Origin of the sequence: Subtercola endophyticus (assembly GCF_021044565.1) — a bacterium.
In the GTDB taxonomy this organism is placed as follows: Bacteria; Actinomycetota; Actinomycetes; order Actinomycetales; family Microbacteriaceae; genus Subtercola; species Subtercola endophyticus.
Window position 1 is genome coordinate 3,960,566 of the sequence record NZ_CP087997.1, and the last position, 19,885, is coordinate 3,980,450.

General features: G+C 67.9%; 14 protein-coding genes. 5 read left to right on the forward strand and 9 right to left on the reverse strand.

Annotated elements, in window-relative coordinates:
- Nucleotides 1-30: 30 nt before the first annotated feature.
- The 3 genes from LQ955_RS18430 to LQ955_RS18440 all read right to left on the reverse strand — a co-directional run bounded on the left by LQ955_RS18430 (nucleotide 31) and on the right by LQ955_RS18440 (nucleotide 3,262).
- Complete coding sequence (locus LQ955_RS18430) at nucleotides 31-933, reverse strand: heme ABC transporter ATP-binding protein (RefSeq protein WP_231025933.1); 903 nt, start codon at nucleotides 931-933, stop codon at nucleotides 31-33.
- The gene (locus tag LQ955_RS18435) at nucleotides 924-1,991 is read right to left on the reverse strand and encodes a FecCD family ABC transporter permease (RefSeq protein ID WP_231025934.1); all 1,068 of its coding nucleotides are present in this window, start codon (nucleotides 1,989-1,991) and stop codon (nucleotides 924-926) included. Before LQ955_RS18435 ends, LQ955_RS18430 begins: the two co-directional genes overlap by 10 nt.
- An 83-nt stretch (nucleotides 1,992-2,074) precedes the next feature.
- On the reverse strand, nucleotides 2,075-3,262 hold the full coding sequence (locus tag LQ955_RS18440; RefSeq protein ID WP_231025935.1) for a heme/hemin ABC transporter substrate-binding protein: 1,188 nt from the start codon (nucleotides 3,260-3,262) through the stop codon (nucleotides 2,075-2,077).
- Nucleotides 3,263-3,474: 212 nt separating this feature from the next.
- On the opposite strand from LQ955_RS18440, the gene LQ955_RS18445 reads away from it, so the two are divergent.
- The 3 genes from LQ955_RS18445 to LQ955_RS18455 all read left to right on the forward strand — a co-directional run bounded on the left by LQ955_RS18445 (nucleotide 3,475) and on the right by LQ955_RS18455 (nucleotide 9,136).
- Nucleotides 3,475-6,645 carry an HtaA domain-containing protein gene (locus LQ955_RS18445; RefSeq protein ID WP_231025936.1) on the forward strand — a complete coding sequence of 1,057 codons (3,171 nt, stop codon included), beginning with the start codon at nucleotides 3,475-3,477 and terminating at the stop codon, nucleotides 6,643-6,645.
- A 60-nt stretch (nucleotides 6,646-6,705) separates the two neighbouring features.
- Nucleotides 6,706-7,968 carry a multidrug effflux MFS transporter gene (locus LQ955_RS18450; RefSeq protein WP_231025937.1) on the forward strand — a complete coding sequence of 421 codons (1,263 nt, stop codon included), beginning with the start codon at nucleotides 6,706-6,708 and terminating at the stop codon, nucleotides 7,966-7,968.
- A gap of 73 nt (nucleotides 7,969-8,041) precedes the next feature.
- The gene (locus LQ955_RS18455; protein WP_231025938.1) at nucleotides 8,042-9,136 is read left to right on the forward strand and encodes an LLM class flavin-dependent oxidoreductase; all 1,095 of its coding nucleotides are present in this window, start codon (nucleotides 8,042-8,044) and stop codon (nucleotides 9,134-9,136) included.
- 212 nt (nucleotides 9,137-9,348) lie between these two features.
- Here the strand turns inward: LQ955_RS18455 and LQ955_RS18460 are convergent, their stop codons facing one another.
- From LQ955_RS18460 to LQ955_RS18480, 5 genes are all read right to left on the reverse strand, one after another.
- Nucleotides 9,349-9,783, reverse strand: a complete 435-nt coding sequence (locus LQ955_RS18460) for a hypothetical protein (protein WP_231025939.1) — start codon at nucleotides 9,781-9,783, stop codon at nucleotides 9,349-9,351.
- 135 nt (nucleotides 9,784-9,918) lie between these two features.
- Entirely contained in the window at nucleotides 9,919-10,866 is a 948-nt protein-coding gene (locus LQ955_RS18465) for a hypothetical protein (RefSeq protein ID WP_231025940.1), read from the reverse strand.
- Between the two features lie 19 nt (nucleotides 10,867-10,885).
- Nucleotides 10,886-11,323: a hypothetical protein gene (locus LQ955_RS18470; RefSeq protein WP_231025941.1), complete on the reverse strand. Its 438-nt coding sequence runs from the start codon at nucleotides 11,321-11,323 to the stop codon at nucleotides 10,886-10,888.
- A gap of 153 nt (nucleotides 11,324-11,476) precedes the next feature.
- Nucleotides 11,477-12,934, reverse strand: a complete 1,458-nt coding sequence (purF, locus tag LQ955_RS18475; protein WP_231025942.1) for an amidophosphoribosyltransferase — start codon at nucleotides 12,932-12,934, stop codon at nucleotides 11,477-11,479.
- Nucleotides 12,935-13,109: 175 nt separating this feature from the next.
- Nucleotides 13,110-15,068, reverse strand: a complete 1,959-nt coding sequence (locus LQ955_RS18480) for an esterase-like activity of phytase family protein (RefSeq protein WP_231025943.1) — start codon at nucleotides 15,066-15,068, stop codon at nucleotides 13,110-13,112.
- Between the two features lie 194 nt (nucleotides 15,069-15,262).
- On the opposite strand from LQ955_RS18480, the gene purM reads away from it, so the two are divergent.
- The gene (gene purM, locus LQ955_RS18485; RefSeq protein WP_231025944.1) at nucleotides 15,263-16,405 is read left to right on the forward strand and encodes a phosphoribosylformylglycinamidine cyclo-ligase; all 1,143 of its coding nucleotides are present in this window, start codon (nucleotides 15,263-15,265) and stop codon (nucleotides 16,403-16,405) included.
- A gap of 106 nt (nucleotides 16,406-16,511) precedes the next feature.
- Here the strand turns inward: purM and purD are convergent, their stop codons facing one another.
- Entirely contained in the window at nucleotides 16,512-18,845 is a 2,334-nt protein-coding gene (gene purD, locus LQ955_RS18490; RefSeq protein ID WP_231025945.1) for a phosphoribosylamine--glycine ligase, read from the reverse strand.
- Between the two features lie 456 nt (nucleotides 18,846-19,301).
- Between purD and LQ955_RS18495 the strand changes: the two genes are divergently transcribed.
- Complete coding sequence (locus tag LQ955_RS18495) at nucleotides 19,302-19,745, forward strand: sterol carrier family protein (RefSeq protein ID WP_390623498.1); 444 nt, start codon at nucleotides 19,302-19,304, stop codon at nucleotides 19,743-19,745.
- The last annotated feature ends 140 nt before the right edge of the window (nucleotides 19,746-19,885 follow it).

Sequence of the window (19,885 nt, forward strand, 5' to 3'; positions counted from 1 at the left end):
TTCGTGGGCTGGTTCGGGGAGGCGGCGCGCTCAGCGCACCGGCTGGATGATCGGGGCTCCAGAGCGCGGATGCTCGAGCACCTCGATCTCGTGCTCGTACACAAGGCTCAGCAGGTCGGCGGTGAAGACCTCGCGAGGAACGCCCGTCGCGGCGACCCGCCCGCCGTGCAGCACGGTCACGGTGTCGGCGTAGGCGGCGGCGAGAGTCAGATCGTGCAGCACGACGACGACCGCGCTGCCGTTACGGGCGCGATCGCGCGCCACCGTCAGCACCTGTTCCTGGTGGCGCAGATCGAGGGCGGCCGTGGGCTCATCGAGCAACAGGATGCCCGTGCGCTGGGCCAGCACGCGGGCGAACGCCACACGCGCACGCTCTCCGCCCGAAAGGCTCGGCACGTGCCGGTCGGCGAACGCGGTGGTCTCGGTGAGGTCGAGCGCCTCGGCCACGGCGAGTTCGTCGTCGGTGTCACGATCGGTGCCGAGCCACGGTGCGCGACCCATCTCCACCACCTGCTGAACGGTGAACGGAAAGAACACGGCGTTCTGCTGCAGCAGCACTCCGCGGTGACGGGCAAGTTCGCGGAGGGTCCAGGCGTCGAGCGGCCTCCCCTCGATACGTATCTCGCCGCGATCGGCGTGGGCGTCGCCGCTCAGCACCGATAACAGCGTCGACTTGCCGGCCCCGTTCGGCCCGACCAGGGCGTGAACCTCGCCGCGTGCCGCGCTGAGCGAGACGTCGTCGAGAATACGGCGCCCCTCGAGCGCAACGTGCAGTCCGCGCGCCTCGACGGCGCCGGCGCTGGAGCCGAGGGCGACACCTTCGGACGAGCGCGACGGGTGGGGCGGTCGCTCTCGTCCGAAAACGTCGCTCTCGCGCGGCCCGGGAGCCGCCAGCGCGGCTCCCGCCGGGAGCCCGCGGCGCCTCACGCCCACCCGCCCGACTTCGCGCGGGTGCGCCGCAGCAGCCAGAAGAAGAACGGCCCCCCGACCAGGGCCGTGAGCATCCCGATCGGCAGATCTGCGTAAGGCACCAGCGTGCGCGCGGCGAGGTCGGCCGTCGAGAGCAGCAGTGCGCCACCGAGGGCACTCGCGATGGTGAGCGGCAGATGGGCCGGCCCGATGATCATGCGCATCAGATGCGGAATCACCAGCCCGACAAACGCGATGATGCCGGTGAACGCCACCGCCACCGCCACGAGCAGGGCGACGAGGATGATCGTCGCCACCCGCAACAGCTCCACGTTCACTCCGAGGTGCCGAGCCGACCGCTCCCCGAGCGACAGCAGGTCGAGCCGGCGCGACAGAACCAGCGCGAAGACGATGCCGAGCAACGCCACCGGAAGCACCACCCAGACGTCGCGCCACATCGCCCCATTGAGGCTGCCGAGCTGCCAGAACACGATCTCTTCGCGGGCCTGGGTATCGCCGAAGAACAGCAGAAACGCGAGGGCGGCGCCCGCGACGGCGGTGACCGCCACACCCGTGAGAATGAGCGTAACGACCTCGGTCTTGCCACCCGCTCGGGCCGTGGCGTACACGAGAAACGTCGCGATGAGTCCCGCGGTGAAGGCGGTGAGGGCGATGGTCCAGTCGCCGGCAAAGCTCCATCCGAGCACGATCGTGGCCGCGGCACCCACGGCGGCGCCGGCCGAGACGCCGACGACACCCGGGTCGGCGAGGGGGTTGCCGAAAATGGCCTGCATGAGCATCCCGCTCACCGACAGCGCAGCACCCACCACCATGGCCAGCGCGATGCGCGGAAACCGGATGCTCCACAGCGCTTCTCGGCCGACTCCGCTCGCCGGTGCCGGGCCGCTGCTGATACCCAGCGCGTGCAATATCGACCCCAGCACCTGGTCGGGCGGGATGCTCAGCTGCCCCGTCGCGGCCGATACCACCACCACGACCACGAGCGCGACACCGAGCCCGGCGAACAGCAGCGCTCGCCGCCGCCGCAGATGCCGCTGCGCGCCGCTGCACTTCGGGAGCACAGCGGGCGAGGGCGATCCCTCGCCACGGTGAACGCGGATGGGCCCAGCGCCTCCCGTTCTCCTCCGGATCTCATCGGCGCGCGTCACGGGGTCGCCGCCGACGTGCGGGCGGCGGCTTCGGGCGCGTAGAGCGCCCGCGCGAGCGCGTCGAGCACCTCGGGGGTGCGGGTGCCGAAGCTCAAGACGTCGTAGTCGCTCATGTCGACGATGCGCCGCTTTTCGCCGGCCGGCGTCAGGGCGATCGACGGAACCTTCTCCAGCAACCCCTCGATGCCGCCGACCGACTCCAGCCCCTTGGTCATCATGAGAATGACGTCGGGCTTCGCGGCGACAATGGCCTCGGCCGTCATCGGCCGCATGTCGGTGATGCCGATCTCGCTCGCGACGTCGATCGCGCCGAGGCTCGTGATGAGGGCATCCGCCCCCGACTCGGCCCCGAAGATGTAATACACGCCCGCCGATCCACGCACGTAGAGGAACATCACGCGCACCCGGGCAGCGCGGTCGGCGGGAGCCAGCGCGGCGATGCTGGTCTCGGTGGCGGCGATGCGAGCCTCTACTTCAGCCGTGACGGTTGCGCCGGCCGACGACACTCCGAGAGCATCCGCCACGCCCTGAACGATGCTGCCCGCGTTGTCGATCGAGCGCTCGGGCGTCAGTACGACGACGGGAATGCCCGCGCCGCGCATCTGAAGCAACACATCCCATGGCCCGATCGACGAGTCGGTGACGATGACGGTGGGCGACAAGGCCAGAATCGCCTCCGCGCTGAGGGTATGGCCGCCCTGGGTCACCACGGGAAGGTCGGCCGCCTCGGCAAACCCCGTCGAGATGTCGCGGCCGACCACGTTGCCGCCGAGGCCGAGCGCGAACACCGTCGCCGCAAGCGTGCCCGACATGTCGAGCGCCAGAATGCGGCTCGCGTCGGTCACGGTGACGCTCGTGCCCTGATTGTCGACCACGGTCGTCGGCAGCTCTGGCACGGGTGCCGGCGAGAGCGCGGTTATGGTTTCACTCGGCAGGCACGCGGTCGTCGGCCCGGTGAGCTGTTTCGGGGGAGTGGATGCCCGAACCTCGCTGAGAGGCAGCTGAGTGCCAGAGGCGTCGGCACACGATCCGCCGGCCGCCGAGGCGCTCGCCGAGCCCGATGACGACGCACCGTCGCTGGGCTGACCCGTCGAGCAGGCGCAGAGCAAGAGGGTCGTAACCAGCACGACGGGCAGCAGCATCCGCGACCTGGCGGGCTTTTCGAGGCGGCGAACGAAGGGCACGCGGTAAGGCTACCCTAAAAATAGTTTGGTAAGCCTTACCTTAACTCGCTAGGGTCATCACTGCGGGGCGATTCCTGAGTGCTTACACAGTCTCGAGGCAATCGCACCCGCGCCACAGCACGTCACACCCCTCACCACACCTCGTCTACGGGAGCACTCGCATCGTGATATCCACCTGGGGCCGTCGCCTCACCAGACCGTTGAGTGCCGTCGTGGCACTCGTTCTCTTCGCCGGAATGCTCGTCTTCGGATCCAGCGTGGCAGCCTCGGCCGCAACGGGCGACGTCTCGGGAGCCTCGCTGAACTGGGGCTTCAAGTCGTCGTGGCGCGGGTATGTCTCCGGTGTTCCCGGCTCGTCGACAACGACCTCCGGCGGCGCGAGCGCGACGCCGACCCCCTACAGCTGGGGTGCTTCGACAGGCGGCTCGTTCGACGAGACGAGCGGCACGGGTGACGTGACCTTCGGCGGCAGCGTCACCTGGAAGGTGCCGGCGCACGGCATCACCATCACGCTCTCGAACCCCGACCTGACACTCACCAGCGCAACCGCCGGAACCCTCGCCTTCGACTACAGCGACAGTGCCGGAAACTCGGGCTCGGCCGTCTTCGCCGACCTCGACCTGTCGGCAGGCACGGCGTCGGTCTCGAACGGCGAGGCTACGTTCACGAACGTCGCCGCCTCGGCTGCGCAGGCGACCGTCGACACGTTCTCGGGCTTCTATGCACTCGGTGCGGCACTCGACCCCGTCTCGTTCACCCTGCCGTACGAAGAGGCGCCGCCCGCCCCGGTTGCCGTCGCGACCAGCACGACACTCTCGGCGACGCCCGCCGCAGCAACCGTCGGCGACGCTCTCAGCCTCACGGCCGCCGTCAGCCCTGTCGCCGCGGGAACCGTGCAGTTCTTCGACGGCACGGATGCCCTGGGCTCGCCGGTCTCGGTCGACTCCGACGGCACGGCCGCAGCCGCGCCCACGGCGACGCTCGGCACTCACTCCTACACCGCTCGGTTCGCGCCGGCCGACCCCACCGCCTTCGAGCCCTCGACCTCACCGGCTTCGGTCGTGACCGTCGCGGCCGCGCCGCCCGTCACCGTTCCCGTCGCCACGACGACGACACTCGTGACGACCCCGCTCGCACCCGTCGCCCTCGGGGTGAGCACCACGCTCACCGCAACGGTGGCTCTGGCTTCGGCTGATCCGGGTGCAGCGTCACCCGCCGGCACGGTCGAGTTCTTCGACCTGAAGGCCACGGAGGGCGGCGCTTCGACGCCCGTCTCGCTCGGCAGCGCGGAGGTGGTGGCCGGAACGGCTGCACTCAGCACGGCAGCTCTCGCTGCCGGCGGACACACCTTCACCGCGACCTACACGCCCCGAGCCGGAACTTCGTTCGTCAGCTCGACGGTGACGACGGCGGTGAACTACGGCGTGGTCGACACGACCGTGCCGACCGTCACTGCTCCGGGCGCGGGTGCCACGACGGTCACCGGAGTGAGCGCGAACTGGGACTATTCGGCCTACAGCTCGGAGTGGCAGAAGACGGCGAGCGGCAACATCGCGGTCTCCGGCCAGACCTTCGCCCTGACCGACGGAATCGCCGTCTACGACGCGCAGGGCACCACGGTCGACTTCACCGGGAGCCTTCAGGTGCTCGCGTACCCGCACTATGGCGGCTTCTGGGTGAAGCTCACCGATCCGACCCTGGCCATCGATGCCTCGGGCACCGGCACCTGGTCGGCGACGGTCACGACCAGCGACGCACCGGATGCTCCGGGCAGCCGGCTCGTCGTCGCCACGATCCACGGCGGGTCGTACCCCGACTTCGCGGCGACCGGTTCCGCGAACCTGGCTCTCGACTTCGCGAACACGACGGCCGCAGGCACGTGGTCGGTGTCGGGCGGCGTCGCCTACACGAATGCGTGGAGCAACGAGTTCGTGTTCGCCGTGCCGTCGAGCATCCGCTCGTTCTATTACACCTCGGGCACAACGCCGGCGCAGGCGAACAAGCCGCCGCAGCCGCTCGACCTGAAGTGGACGGTCGCGGTAGTGCCGCCGGTCGATCCGCCCGCAGCGTCGTCAGGTCAGCTGACCTGGGGATTCAAGAGCTCGTGGCGAGCGTACGTGAGCATGTTCGGCGGCAGGATCACGCCGACCGGCGGTGCTTCGATCACGCCAGAAGGTCTGTATACCTTCGGTCAGGCCGACGGCAGCGACTACGACCCGGCCACGAACGTGGGCACCGTGAAGTACAGCGGCACGATCGAGTTCGCGAACCCGTTGCACGGTTTCGATATGGCTCTGGCGAATCCGTGGGTCGTGTTCGGCGCCGACGGAAGCACGAAGCTGAGCGCCGAGACGTCGACCACGTCGACCTCGGGAACCACCGCGCTGACTCGTGTGGTGGTGGCCGATCTGAGCACCCCCGCGGCGACGCAGGGCGACGGTGATCTGCTGCTCTGGAGCGACGTGCTCGGTGTCTTCGCCGACACGCTCGCACCCGACGGCTGGGGCGACCAGTATGTGGGCGCGGCCATCGATCCGGTGGCGTTCAGCTACGGCGTCGCCGCGGTGGTGCCGCCCGTCGACCCGGGCCAGCCTGGGCAACCGGGTCAGCCGGGCGAACCCGGTCAGCCCACCTCGCCGCCGACCACCGCGCCGACCGAAGAAACGCCCGTCACCCCCGCCGTCGACGAACCCGCGCAGAAGGTCTGCCTCGCCCAACAGGTGAGCGGCGGAACCCTGAACTGGGGCGTGAAGTCGAGCTTCGTCTCGTACATCACGGGGTCGATCGCGAAGGGATCCATCAGCACCAGCGGCATCTCGTCGAGCGACGGTTTCACCTGGGCGGGCGGAGCCGGCACGTTCAACACCGAGGATTCGCGCGGCTCGGTCTCGTTCGACGGCTCGGTGCACTTCACCGGTCACGCCGGAGCCCTCGACATGACCATCGCGAACCCGCGGGTTCAGATCACGTCTGCCTCGTCGGCCGTGCTGGTGGCGGATGTCTCGTCGAAGGCCCTCGATGGCACCACCACGAGCGGCGCGGTGACGCTGGCAAAGATCGACCTCGGTTCGGCCTCGGCCTCGTCGGTCACGTCGACGCAGGCCCGCTGGGTGAACGCGTCGACAACGCTGACCTCGTCGGGTGCGGCATCGTTCGGCGGGTTCTACCAGGCGGGCGTCGCGCTTGATCCTGTGACGCTCACGCTGCCGCTGGGCGCCACGGTGGCCTGCGACGGGTACTCGGCCGCCGCGGGTTCTGGCGGGTCGCTCGCCGAGACGGGCGCGACGCTCACCCCGCTGTGGGGCGGTTTGGCCTTCCTCTTGGCCGGAATGGGCATCCTGAGCCTGCGTCGCCACCGCCGGAACGCGGTCGCGAAGAGCTAGCCTCAGCACGTCGCTCTTCGGTCATGTGCCCCTCGCCTAAGCTGTTCGGGGGAGGGGCACATGACCGAAGCTGTTTCTGCGCAGGGGGCTGCGAAGGCGCCGCGTTTGGTTCGGCGCGAACGGATGCTCGTGCTCATTCTGCTGGCGGTGATTCCGCTCAGCCAGATTCCCATCGATGCGTACACGCCGGCCATTCCCGACATGATCACCGAGCTGAACACGTCTTCCACGCTCGTGCAGAATTCGGTGTCGGCGTACGTGCTCGGCATGAGCATCGGGCTGCTGCCCATCGGCATCATCGCCGACGCGCGCGGGCGCAAGCCGACGCTGTTGGTGTGTCTGGGCATCCTGTTTGTTGCGAGCCTCGGCTGTGCGCTGACCGGCGACATCTATACGCTGCTGGCGCTGCGGTTCATCCAGGGGCTCGGGGGATGCGCGACGATGGTCATCGTGTACGCGATCGCCGCGGATTCGTTCCGCGGGGCGCGGCTCACGTCGATCTCGGGTCTGCTGGGAGCGTCGTGGGGTCTCGCCCCCGTGCTCGCGCCGGCGGTCGGCGGCCTGCTGGTGCAGTACGTGTCGTGGCGCGGCATCTTCGTGCTCATCGCGGTGCTCGCGATGGTGGCCGCCGCGGTGATCTTCTTCGTGCTGCCCGAGACGCTCGCGGTCGACCGCCGCACGCCGATTCGTCCGCGTGAGATCGGCGGCGTTCTCGCCGCGACCCTGCGGCGGCGAATCTTCGTCGGCCTCACGCTCATCTTCGCGGTGTTCGCCAGCGCCCAGCTCATGTTCGGGGTCGTCGCGCCGTTGCTCTACGAGACGCAGCTGGGGCTGACTCCGGCGTTCTACGGGCTGATCGCGCTGCTGGTCGGCGTGGCGAACCTCATCGGCGAGCTGTCGACGAGCTACTTCGCCACGCGCATCTCGGCGCGGATGCTCGGCTTCTCGGCGCTCGTTTCGTTCAGCCTTGGCGCGGTCATCCTGGCCGTCAGCGGCACTCTCGTGGGGCCGCATCTGCTCTGGATCACCCTCGGCGGGGTGCTGGCGCTCGCGGGATGTGGGGCGCTGTGCCCCCTCGCCTATGGACTCGTGATGGGGCTCTTCACCCGCAACCTCGGCCTGATCGGCGGGCTGACGTCGGCCGTGTGTTACCTGTTCGTCGCGGTAGCGATGGCTGCTGCCGCGGGGCTGCCCGACGATTCGCAGGCGCCTCTCGGGTACATCTACGTGGCGTGCGCCATTGCGGGGTTTGTGCTGCTGGCGCTGTGCCTGCCGCGACGTGCCACCTCACGTGCTGGTGTGCCCGACGCCACCATCGCGTGAGGCTGCGCCCCGGGCATCCATACGCTTGCATGAATTGGGGAATACTGCGGCGCGATTCTGCGCTGTACCGGGCATGAAGAAGCGCATCGGTTTTCTCTCGTTCGGCCACTATCAGCCCGTGCCCGGGTCGCAGGCGCGAACGGCGCGAGATGCCCTCATCCAGAGCATCGAGCTCGCCGAAGCCGCCGAAGAGCTCGGAATCGACGGTGCCTACGTTCGGGTGCACCACTTCGCCCGCCAGCTCGCTTCGCCGTTTCCTCTGCTCGCCGCCATCGGCGCTCGCACTTCGCGCATCGAGATCGGCACCGCCGTGATCGATATGCGCTACGAAAACCCGCTGTACATGGCGGAGGAGGCGGCCGCGGCCGACCTCATCAGCGGCGAGCGGCTGCAGCTCGGCGTGAGCCGGGGATCACCCGAGACGGCCCTGCGCGGCTCCGAGTCGTTCGGCTACGTTCCCGCCGACGGCGAGACCGATGCCGACCTCGCCCGTGCACACACCTCGCTGTTTCGCGCCGCCATCGCCGGTGCCGGTGTCGCGCACGCCAACCCGCAGATGACGGGCTCGTCGGGCGCGCTGGCCATCGAACCGCGCTCGGCCACGCTGGGGGAGCGCATCTGGTGGGGATCCGGCACCCGCGCAACCGCCGTCTGGGCCGCGGAGCAGGGCATGAACCTGCAGAGCTCGACGCTGCTCACCGAAGACACCGGGGTGCCGTTCGACGTGCTGCAGGCCGAGCAGATCGCGCTGTATCGGCAGGCGTGGGCATCCGCAGGTCACGACCGTGAGCCGCGGGTCTCGGTTTCGCGCAGCGTGATTCCCATCACCTCAGACCTCGACCGCCGCTACTTCGGTTCGGGTGCGGCCGGTGAATCGCAGGATCAGGTCGGCCATCTCGACGGCGGTCTTGCTCGCTTCGGGCGGTCATACACGGGTGAGCCCGACGTCATCGCCGCCGAACTCGCGGCCGACGCAGCTGTTCAGGCCGCGGACACCGTGCTGCTCACCGTTCCCAACCAGCTCGGCGTGGAATACAACGCCCACCTGCTCGAGCAGATCGCCCTGCACGTGGCCCCCGCCTTCGGCTGGCGCGCTGGAGCGGAAAGCGAGCATGCAGTGGATGCTCGCCGCGACGCCAGCACCGACGAAGCTATGCTTCGTCGGTAGCGCGAGCAAGTACTGCGCTCGCGCCTGACCGGCGCCTCCGCGGTAGTTCGGCGCCGCTGCGGTAGTTCGGCGCCCGTGCGGTAGTTCGGCGCTGCTGCGGTAGTTCGGCGCCCCCGCGGTAGTTCGAACCACCGCGGAGGCACCAAACTACCGCGCTCAGGTCACGCCGACCGGTCCGGGGGACTCGGGAATGGGGCACACGAGACGTCGAGTCAGAGGTGCTGCACCGACGCGGCCCGCCGCTCGAGGGCCGCGAGGCCGCGGAGCACGTACGGGCGGTACTTCGACGAGGTAATCCAGTGCGGCAGCCCCGTACCCAACCCGCGATTCGGTCGGTGATCTGCCGAAAGAAACCGCTGAAGGTAAGCGAGGTGCTCCGGATTCGCCGCCCACAGGCGGTGCCCGAGGCAGGAGATCTGCAGCCAGTACGGCAGCCCGAACGTTCGATCGGCCCCAACGGGACCCGCGCCGAGCATCCGAGCGACGGACGACTCGGCAGGTGGCGGATCGTCGGTCGTCAAGCCGCACGTCGTGCACGTAACGCGTGGCAGCGCGACGATCGCGAGCTCGTCGCAGGCGGGGCAATGAACCCACGCCCCGTCGACGGGTACCTCTTGCAGCGGCTTATTCGAGGAATGCTCGGACATGAGGAGAGTCTAGCTGCGTTCGCTGCCTCCTGCGTTCGCTGCCTCCTGCGTACGGTGCCTCAGTCGTGCGCGAGCGGTCGCACACGGATGGGCCCCACACAGGTGAGCCCCACCGGATCGCATCCGAACTCGCTGCTACGGCAGATCGAGCACAATCTGCTCTCGCATCGATCCGACGCGAGCGGGCACGGTGGATCCGGCCTTGACGAGGGGGAGATTCGCGGCAGCGATCGGTTGAAGATTCTGAACCGTGACCGGTGGCGAATCGGACCCGACGGACATGTTCACCATGAAACAGTCGTCGTCAGCGTAATTCTTGACGCCGATCACTTTCGCCGTGCCGAGGATCGTCACCGTTGTCGGCTGACCGTTCGAAAGCAGCCAGTCTCGGCTCCCCGGGCCGGTCGACCGGCCCAGGTGTATTGTCGGTGGCGGCGCAGCGACGTCGACGACGAAGTCACCCGGAGACGAGGGATCGATCCATACGGCGACCATGCACTGGCCCGCTGTGAGTTTCGGTAGAGCCGCTTGGGGAACGGATCGCCGCCCTCTCGCTTGGATCGGCGACGTGCCGTCGACGAACACCTGCATTCCGATGTCGCATTCGACCTGCTCTGCAGTGGCGTCTCCCCGCACCCGGAATTCGAGCACCCACCCCCGCCCGAGTTGCTTGCCTTCATGGTCACGAAGGTCGCTCGCCCGCTTCTCGGCGTAGTCGCGAGCGAGCTTCTTCTTGTCGGGAAGCTGGCCCCAGAGAATGACGTACTTTCGCGGATCGGCCGGATTCACCGAGACGGGCAGCTTCTGCCCGGGCGAGGGCCGGTCTCTCGTATTGACGATGCTGCTGAATTTCACCGCGGTGGCCTGGATTCCTGGCCCCGAGATGACCAGATCCATGCTGCAGTTCGTCATCAGGGCGCTACTCGTGTACGGCATCGAGACCGAGATGACCTCGGCAGTGCCCATGACCCCGTTCTTCATCGGTTTCGCGTTTGCCGTGCGCCGGGAAAAAAAGATGATGACGCCCCAGGTCGCTGCAATGGTGCCGGCTATCGGAATGGCGTACAGAAGGAAAGAAGGCATGGGGGCTCGGCTCGATTCGCTAAATGTGCTGTTCGCCGTCGCGTGCGCGCAGTTCGCTGGCGATCTGCTGGGCGCGAGCTTCGCCGACCTTCGTGGGGTCGGGCAGTTCGCCCCAGAGGATGACGAACTTCTGCGGGTTGCTCGGATTGATGGAGGCGGGAAGGGTCATTCCTGGCCGGGGCACTGTCGGAGTGTTGATCTCGGCAACGTATTTCGCCGCAGTCGCAGCGATTCCGGGGCCGGTCAACACCACGTCCATCCAGCAGAGTCCGGTTCCGCTGTTAGCTTGGTTATTGCTGATGCGCACCGAAACGACCTGAGCAGACCCTCGCACGCCGCCCGCAAGCGGTTTCGGGTGCGCTCGTCTCTTACCGCTGGCCCGAGCGGCGAAGACGATGAGAGCGAACATGCCCACAAAAGCAACGATGAGGCCGATGGTCCACAATGCGGCAAGCATGCCGGAGATTCCAATCTCGACGGCACTGATGCTTCGTCGATAGCTGAGCTTTAATCATCAGCTTACTACCGTACGAGCCTTATTTCGACGAAGAGTCACTTTTTGCAGCAATTGGGTGCTCGTTCGAACCGGAGAAGCCTCACCGGAGAATCCTCAGGAGTTCTGCGTGCGCTCCACCCACGAGAGGTACTCGGGCGAGACGGTGCCGGTGACGTAGTCGCCGGTGAAACAGCTCATTTCGAGGTGCTCGACCGAGGAGCCCTCGATGATGGCCGCCTCCATGTCGGCGACCTCCTGGTAGATGAGGTGGTCGGCACCCATGTACGCGGCGATTTCGGGAATCTTACGATTGTGAGCGACAAGTTCCTCGCGCGACGGCATGTTGATGCCGTAGACGTGCGGGTACCGAACGGGCGGGGCCGCAGAAGCGAAGGTGACCTTGTTGGCGCCGGCCGCCCGCGCCATGTCGACGATCTCTTTCGAGGTGGTGCCGCGCACGATCGAGTCGTCGACGATGAGCACGTTCTTACCCTTGAACTCGGTTGACATGGCGTTCAGCTTCTGACGCACCGACTTCTTACGAACAGCCTGGCCGGGCATGATGAACGTACGGCCGACGTAGCGGTTCTTGTAGAACCCTTCGCGGTACTCGATGCCGAGCTTCTGCGCCACCTGCATGGCCGCGGGCCGGGATGAATCGGGGATCGGCATGACGACGTCGATGTCGCCCGACGGGGTCCACTGCGCGACAGTATCGGCGAGGCGGTTGCCGAGGCGCAGCCGCGCCTCGTACACCGAGATACCCGACAGCACCGAGTCGGGGCGGGCCAGATAGACGAACTCGAACGAGCAGGGCACCAGCCGGGCATCCGGAGCGCACTGCTTCGAATACATCTCGCCGTTCATGGTGATGAACACGGCCTCGCCCGGCGCGACGTCGCGCACGACTTCATAGCCGAGGCTCTCCATGACGAGCGATTCCGACGCCACGACCCACTCGTCGCGCCCCGATTCGAGGGTGCGCTTGCCGAGCGTGAGCGGCCGGATGCCCCACGGGTCTCTGAACGCGAGCAGCCCGTGGCCCGCGATCATCGCAATGGTCGCGTACGAGCCCTCGACACGCTCATGCACGCGCGACACCGCGGTGAACACGGTTTCGGGCTCGAGGTCGAGGCCTGAAACCTGCTGCTGCAGTTCGTGGGCCAGGATGTTCAGCAGCAGTTCGGTGTCTGAATCCGTATTGAGGTGGCGGCGGTCGATGTGAAAGAGCTCTTGGGTCAGCTCACGGGTGTTGGTGAGGTTGCCGTTGTGCACGAGGATGATGCCGTACGGCGCATTCACATAGAACGGCTGCGCCTCTTGCTCGCTCGAGGCGTTGCCCTTCGTGGCATAACGCACGTGACCGAGGCCCATCGTGCCGAGCAGCGAGCGCATGTCGCGCGTGCGAAAAGCCTCGCGCACCTGCCCTTTCGCCTTGACGATGTGAAAGATGTCGCGCTCGGCGGTCGCAATGCCCGTGGAATCTTGCCCGCGGTGCTGCAGCAGCAGAAGAGAGTCGTAGACGAGTTGATTGACGGGTTCAGACGAAACGATGCCAACGATGCCGCACATGTTGTGGCGGGCTCCAGACGGTAGAGAAAACAGGCCGTTCTCTATTCTACGGCTGCCCGTCTGCGCGGTTCCCCCTGTTGGATGCTCGGCAGAACACAATCGAGCTACGAGTTTGTGCGGGTTGGGGCCAGCCCACACCTGCACAAACTCGCAGCTCGATCGAGGGGAGGGACGGCTACCGGGTGGAACGGGCCGCGCGGCGACGGGTCGCGACGAACGTAGCGGCACCGGCGAGGAGGAGGGCGAGGGCCGCGAGCAGGGGAACGGTGGTCTCGAGACCGGTGTTCGCGAGGGTTCCGCTGGCGGTCGAGGAGCCCGAGGTCGGGCCCGAACCCGAGCCCGAGCCGGCCGAAGCGCCGTCGCCGGGGGTGGGCGTCGGGGTCGACGTGCCCCCGCCCGCGGCAGCGGGCTCGACGGTGATCGAGACAGTCGTGGTCACCGGCGTGGCCGGCAGCTTCGAGGTGTCGACCTCGAGGTACTGGCCGTCATCCTGTGTTCCATCGGCGAGAATCTTGGGAACGAGCACGAACGGGTTCGAGACACCGTCTTCACTGCCGGAGAGCCCGAAGTCGCTGTCGTTCGAAATCAGCAGGGTGTGGGCATCCAGCGGGTAGATGCCTTCGATTTTGTCGTGGCCGAAGAAGGACCCGTCGGGGCTGAGGGTGCCGAGCGTGGCACCGAGGTCGAGGTAGAGCGACTTCGCCACGGGCGTGATGCCGCGGGTGGTGAGCGCTGCGGTGACGGCAGCCGTCGTGAACGGCGAGACTTTCGCCGCGAATCCCTCGACCGTGCTGGTTCCGGCAGGCAGGGCATCCGCAGTGGCGGACGCGGCCGCATCGGCCTGCGGCGCGGCATCGGTCAGCAGCAGCCCGCCGTTCGCGGCGTCGTACGTGCTGTTCGGCACAGTGGATGCCGGGCCGATGTCGGTCGCACCCGAGATGTCGATCTGGTAGATCTTCTTCGATACAGGCTTCGTTGCGGTCGCCGGCGGCAGGTTGCCGTCGCGCTCGTCGACCAGGAACGTGGTGTTCGACAGCGCCGTGATCTCGCTGGAGGCGATACCGAGCTTGCCCGGGTCGCTCAACAGATACGGGTATTCGCGCACCTGGCCGCCGTCGAGCGGAATCGTCACGAGCCGGGTGACGGGAATCGCCTTCGGCTTGATTCCGTTCAGATCGGCCTGCACGAGCGAGCTCTGCATGAGGCCGACGAGCGTCTTTCCGTCGGGCGTGATGGTGAGGCCCTCCAGGCCCTGGTTCGGGTTGCGCAGCTTCAGCTCGGCGGGCAAGGTGCCGTCGTAGGCCGAGAATCCGCCGATCTTGGTGCCGTTCGAGTCGAAGTGCCAGACGTAGGGTCCGTACTCGTCAGAGACCCAGAACGTGCCGTCGGGCAGGGCGACGAGGCCTTCGGAATCGAACCCGTAGGGCGAGCTCGGCAGCACGTTCCCGTCGAGGTCGGTGATTGTCTCGCCGGTCGAGGCCTGGGAGTTGACTTGCCCGTTGAGCGGGGTACCGTCGGATGCCTTCAAGGGAATGTCGCGCACGAGTGTGGCCTGACCATCCACCAGCTGGAACTCGCCGATGGCGGGGGTGAAGCTCGGAATGGCCTCGATCTTCGTGCCGTTCGGCCCGTCGACGTTGGGCCCGCGGTCGGTGAGCCCGTAGATGAACCCGGGCTTGCCCGGAACGGTGGTGACCGAGGAGCCGTAACCGCCGGCGCTGATGATGACGCCGCCGAATGTGCCGAGCGCGGGCAGATCGGTCGAGAACAGCTTCACGGCGTCAGAGCTCGAGACGGTGAAGGTGTCGGTGCCCGTGAACCCGGCATTCGGCGTATAGGTGTAGTTTCCGAAAGCGTCGATGCTGACGGTGCCGTTCGAGGGGGCGGTGTGTGCCAGCACTGCGTTGCCGTAGCCGGTGTTGTCGCCGAAGGCGTTGGCCGCAACGGCGGTGCCCGGGGTGGTCGACGAGCTGGCGTCGGCTGCGGCGGATGCCCGTACCGCACTTGCGGCGAGCGAATCGACGCCCGCGGGGCTGGCCTGGGCGGCCTGCGAGCCCGAAATGGCGAGCAGGGCTGCGAGGCCGAGGCCGGCGGCTGCCGCGCCGGCGCCCGAGAGTGCTGTGTGCTTACGCATGAATCTCCAATGAAAAGCGAATGTTCACAGACGCTAAGCGGTTGTGGTTTCCGGCGGTTGTACGAGAGGTGAACGACACTCCCGTGCTTGGTGGTTCGCGTTCGGCGTTCGGGAGCGAGGGCCGAGTACGTGCCGCTGGGCATCCGCTTGCCGCGTGCACCGCTCGTGAGAGCTGAGTCTGGGAGAATGGGCGCATGACGAACAGCTACGCCGAAGCCGGGGTCGACACCGCCGCCGGAGACCTCGCGGTCGAACTCATGAAGTCTGCGGTTTCGAAGACGCACGGGCCCAACGTGTTCGGCGGGTTCGGCGGCTTCGCCGGGCTGTTCGACGTGTCGGCGCTGGCGTCGTACAAGCGCCCGTTGCTGGCTACCTCGACCGACGGCGTGGGCACCAAGGTCGCTATTGCCCAGGCCCTCGACAAGCACGACACCATCGGGCAAGACCTGGTGGGAATGGTGGTCGACGACATCGTGGTGGTCGGCGCCCGGCCGCTGTTCATGACGGATTACATCGCCTGCGGCAAGGTCGTTCCCGCCCGCATCGCCGACATCGTGGCCGGTATCGCGCGCGGGTGCGCCGCGACCGGAACGGCTCTGGTCGGGGGCGAGACGGCCGAGCATCCGGGGCTGCTGGGGCCCGACGATTACGATGTGGCGGGTGCTGCGACCGGTGTGGTCGAAGCGGATGCCCTGCTCGGCCCCGAGCGCGTCGCCTCCGGCGACGTGGTGCTGGCGCTCGAGTCGTCCGGCCTGCACTCGAACGGATTCTCGCTCGTGCGGCACATTCTGGCCGGTGCCGGGGTGTCGTACACCTCGGTTTCGGATGATCTGGGCGGCGTGGTGGGCGAAGTGCTGCTGGAGCCGACGCGCCTGTACACGTCGCCGCTGCTGCGGCTGATCGGGGGTACGCCGGGGTTCGCCGCGGAGCCGCGTGCCGGTTATGACATCGCCGTGCATCCGGGGTCGGTGCATGCACTCAGTCACGTGACAGGTGGGGGCATCGCGGCGAACCTGGCGCGGGTGCTTCCGCGCGGCTCGTGGGTCGAGGTGGATCGGTCGACGTGGTCGCCGCTGCCGGTGTTCCGGGTGCTGAGCGAGTGGGCCGGCTCGACGCTGGAGTCTGCTGAGGGTACGTGGAACCTCGGCATCGGCATGATCGCGATCGTCGCGCCCGAGGCTGCGCACGCCGTCACGGCGGCGCTCACCGCAGACGGCATCCGCACCTGGCAGGTCGGCACCGTCAGCACAGCGCCGCGCGACTTCACCGGCTTCGAGCAGGGCGCCAAGGGTGTCGACGGCGGCGCGGTGCGCCTCACCGGCAGCTACGCACGCTGACTTCCGGCCGGGGCCGTCGACAACTAAGGAAATACGATCAGCCGAACCACTATGTGGCGCGGCGCACGGTATTTCCTTAGTTATCGAGCCGTTCGAGCAGGAACAGTCAGGCGGGGGAGCCCGTGAGGCGCTCGATGAGCTCGCGGTAGCGGCCGGCGGTGCGCTCGACGATTTCGGGCGGAAGTGCCGGAGGAGTGCCCGTCTTGTCCCAGTTGGCGGCGAGCCAGTTGCGCACGATCTGCTTGTCGAAGCTCGCGGTGCGGTCGCCCGAGCCGTAGGCCGCCGCATCCCAGTATCGTGACGAGTCACTCGTCAGCACTTCGTCGGCGAGGGTGATGTCGCCCGTGACGCGGTCGGCGCCGAACTCGAACTTCGTGTCGGCGAGAATGATGCCGCGCGTCTCGGCCAGCTCCGCGGCACGGGCGTAGATGCCGAGCGAGAGCCCGCGCAGCTCGGCCGCGACCTCGGGCCCGACCAGCTCGATGGTGCGCTCGTAGGTGATGTTCTCGTCGTGCTCGCCGAGGTCGGCCTTGAACGCCGGCGTGTAGATCGGCGTCGGCAGTTTGTCGCCGTCGCTCAGCCCGGGCGGCAACCCGATTCCGCAGACGCTCTGCGTGGCCTGGTATTCGACCCAGCCGCTGCCCGACAGATAGCCGCGAACCACGCACTCGATGGGGTACATCTCGAGCGACTTCACCACCATCGACCGCTCGGCGACATCGGCGGGAACGGTCGGCAGAACGATTCCGCCCACCTCACGATCGTTGCTCAGCACGTGGTTCGCGAATCCCTCGAGCTGCTCGAACCACCACCGGCTGAGCGTCGTGAGCAGTGCACCTTTGCTCGGGATGCCCGGCTCGAGTACGTAGTCGAACGCACTCACTCGGTCACTGGCCACGACCAGCAGCGCCGGAGCCTCGGCCAGCGCCGCACCGATGTCGCGAGCCACGTCGGTGCCGGCGGAGTGGCGCCCGGCACCACGTGGGTCGCTGTGCTCTGCGTTCACGGCGCCGCCTGCTTTCCCGGCGCCCGCTGCCGGCACGTAGATGTCGCGCACCTTGCCCGAGTACACGTGCTGCCAGCCCTCGATGACGGCCGGTGCCGCAGTGTCGCTCCTCACCGCAGAGGCGGCGCCGGGCGCGAGCGACTCGTCGACGCGGGAGGCGATGTCCGTGCGCGATTGACCACCCTCGAGTCGGATCTCGCCGAGGGCCTGGTACGCGCGGCGTCGCGCTTCTGCGAAACCGTCGCCGAGGGCTACGACGCTGAGCACGCGGCCTCCGGTGGTGATGAGCCGATCATCCTGAACCGCGGTAGCGGCATGCGCGAGGTGCACGCCCTCGACGGCAGCGGCCGCCTCGAGCCCGGTGAGTTCGCGGCCGGTGACGGGGGTGTCGGGGTAGTTCTCGCTGGCCAGCACGACGGTGATCGCACTCTGCGGCGAGAAGGTGGGGGGTGCGATGGTGGCGAGGGTTCCGGTGGCGGCAGCGAGCAACAACTCGCTCAGCGGAGTCTGCAGCCGGGGCAGCACGACCTGCGTCTCGGGGTCGCCGAAGCGGGCGTTGAACTCGATGACGCGGATTCCGGCGGGGGTGAGAATGAGGCCGCAATAGAGCAGGCCGATGAACGGGGTGCCTTCGTGCGCGAGCTGACGGATGGTCGGCAGCGCGATCGAAACCAGAACCTCGTTGACGAAGGCCTCTTCGCTCTCGAACTCGTCATCGAGCCAGGGCAGCGGCGAGTAGGCGCCCATGCCGCCGGTGTTGGGCCCCTCGTCGCCGTCACGCAGACGCTTGTAGTCTTGCGCGGGTGAGAGCGGCACGACCGTGTGCCCGTCGCTGACGAAGAACAACGACACCTCTTGGCCGTCGAGAAACTCTTCGATGAGCACGTCGCCGTGCGCGAGCCACGACTCGGCGTGCGCGAGGGCGGCGGCGCGGTCTTCGGTGACGAGTACGCCCTTGCCGGCAGCGAGGCCGTCGGCCTTCACTACATAGGGGGCACCGAAGGCGTCGAGTGTCTTCTCGACATCGCCCGTCGTGGCGGCACGGGAGGCGCGGCCGGTCGGGATGCCCGCTGCCTCCATGATGCGTTTCGCGAAGGTCTTGCTGCCTTCGAGAGCGGCGGCGGCACTGCCCGGGCCGAAGACAGCCACGCCGTGACTGCGCACCGCGTCTGCGACGCCGGCGACGAGTGGAGCTTCGGGGCCGATGACCACGAGTTCGATGCCGTTCTCGTTGACGAAGTTCGTGACGGCTGCAGGGTCGTTCGGGTCGATCGGGCGCGTTTCGACGTCGACGGCGATGCCGGCGTTGCCGGGGGCGACGATGATCTCGTGCGTGATCCCGTGCGTTGTCCCGTGCGATTGGCCCTCTTCTGCCAGCAGCGCGGTAACGATGGCGTGCTCACGAGCACCGGAGCCGAGAACAAGAATCTTCACTCGACGATTCTAGGGTGGGGCATGCGCGAAAACTTTTTCGAGAGATTTGTGAAAGTGGCGTAATGGATCGTGGCATGCGCGCTCTCTTATTCATGTGAGGCGGTCAATGCCTCGCAGACGTCGTGTGGCGGGGCTGTATCCCCCCTAGCAGTTCCGCCACACGAACACCCACGAACTCGTGCGGTGGCGGGCGCCCCCGGCCTGCCGCCGCACGAACCAGCTCGTGCGGCCTGAGCCCCCCCGCCTCAGCGCCGCACGAACCTTTCGCGGGGCGGGTTGCCATCCCCCAGCCCGCTCCGCGGAAGCACCCTGCCGTGTTCGGCCGGCACGGCCTCGCTACGCGGAGCCCGCCACACGGAGTCCCGCCGCGCGAGGGCGCGCCCCACTGGCTAGCCTTGAGGCATGGCAAGGGCACGAATCTCCGACTCGGTGGGGCTCGCGGCCGTCGCAGCGGCTCTGCCAGCTCTCCCAGCTCTCCCCGAAGTCGGTTCCGAGCGCGAGGCGGTTGCCCCCGAGCATCCGGTCGCCCCGGTCGCAGGCGGCGGGGTAGTCGGCGGCGGCCCTGATCGGCAGGCGGTCGTCGGCGGCGGGCCCGATCGTCAGACGCTCGCTACCGCGGTGCGCTACACGCTGCAGTTGCTCGCCGAACGGGCGAAGGGCAATACCGTTGAAGTTCGGGTACCTCCGTTCGGCGCTGTGCAGTGCATCGAGGGGCCCGGGCACACTCGCGGCACACCGCCGAACGTGGTCGAGACCGATGCGCAGACCTGGCTCGCGCTCGTCACGGGCTCCCTCGAGTGGATGCCCGGGGTCGAGTCCGGCCGCATCCATGCCTCGGGTCAGCGCGCCGACCTGCGCGGCTACATCCCGCTCACCGGCCTGCCCCGCCCCGTGGCCTGAGCACCCCAGCCCGAGGCGCCGACGTTTGGCGCACGCGCGGTAGTTCGAACCGGTGCATATGCGCCAAAAGTGCGCGCTTCGGCTCGCACTCGGCGCCGGAGTCGTTGCGCGATTCACGCCGCAGTCGATTCCCCCCCAGT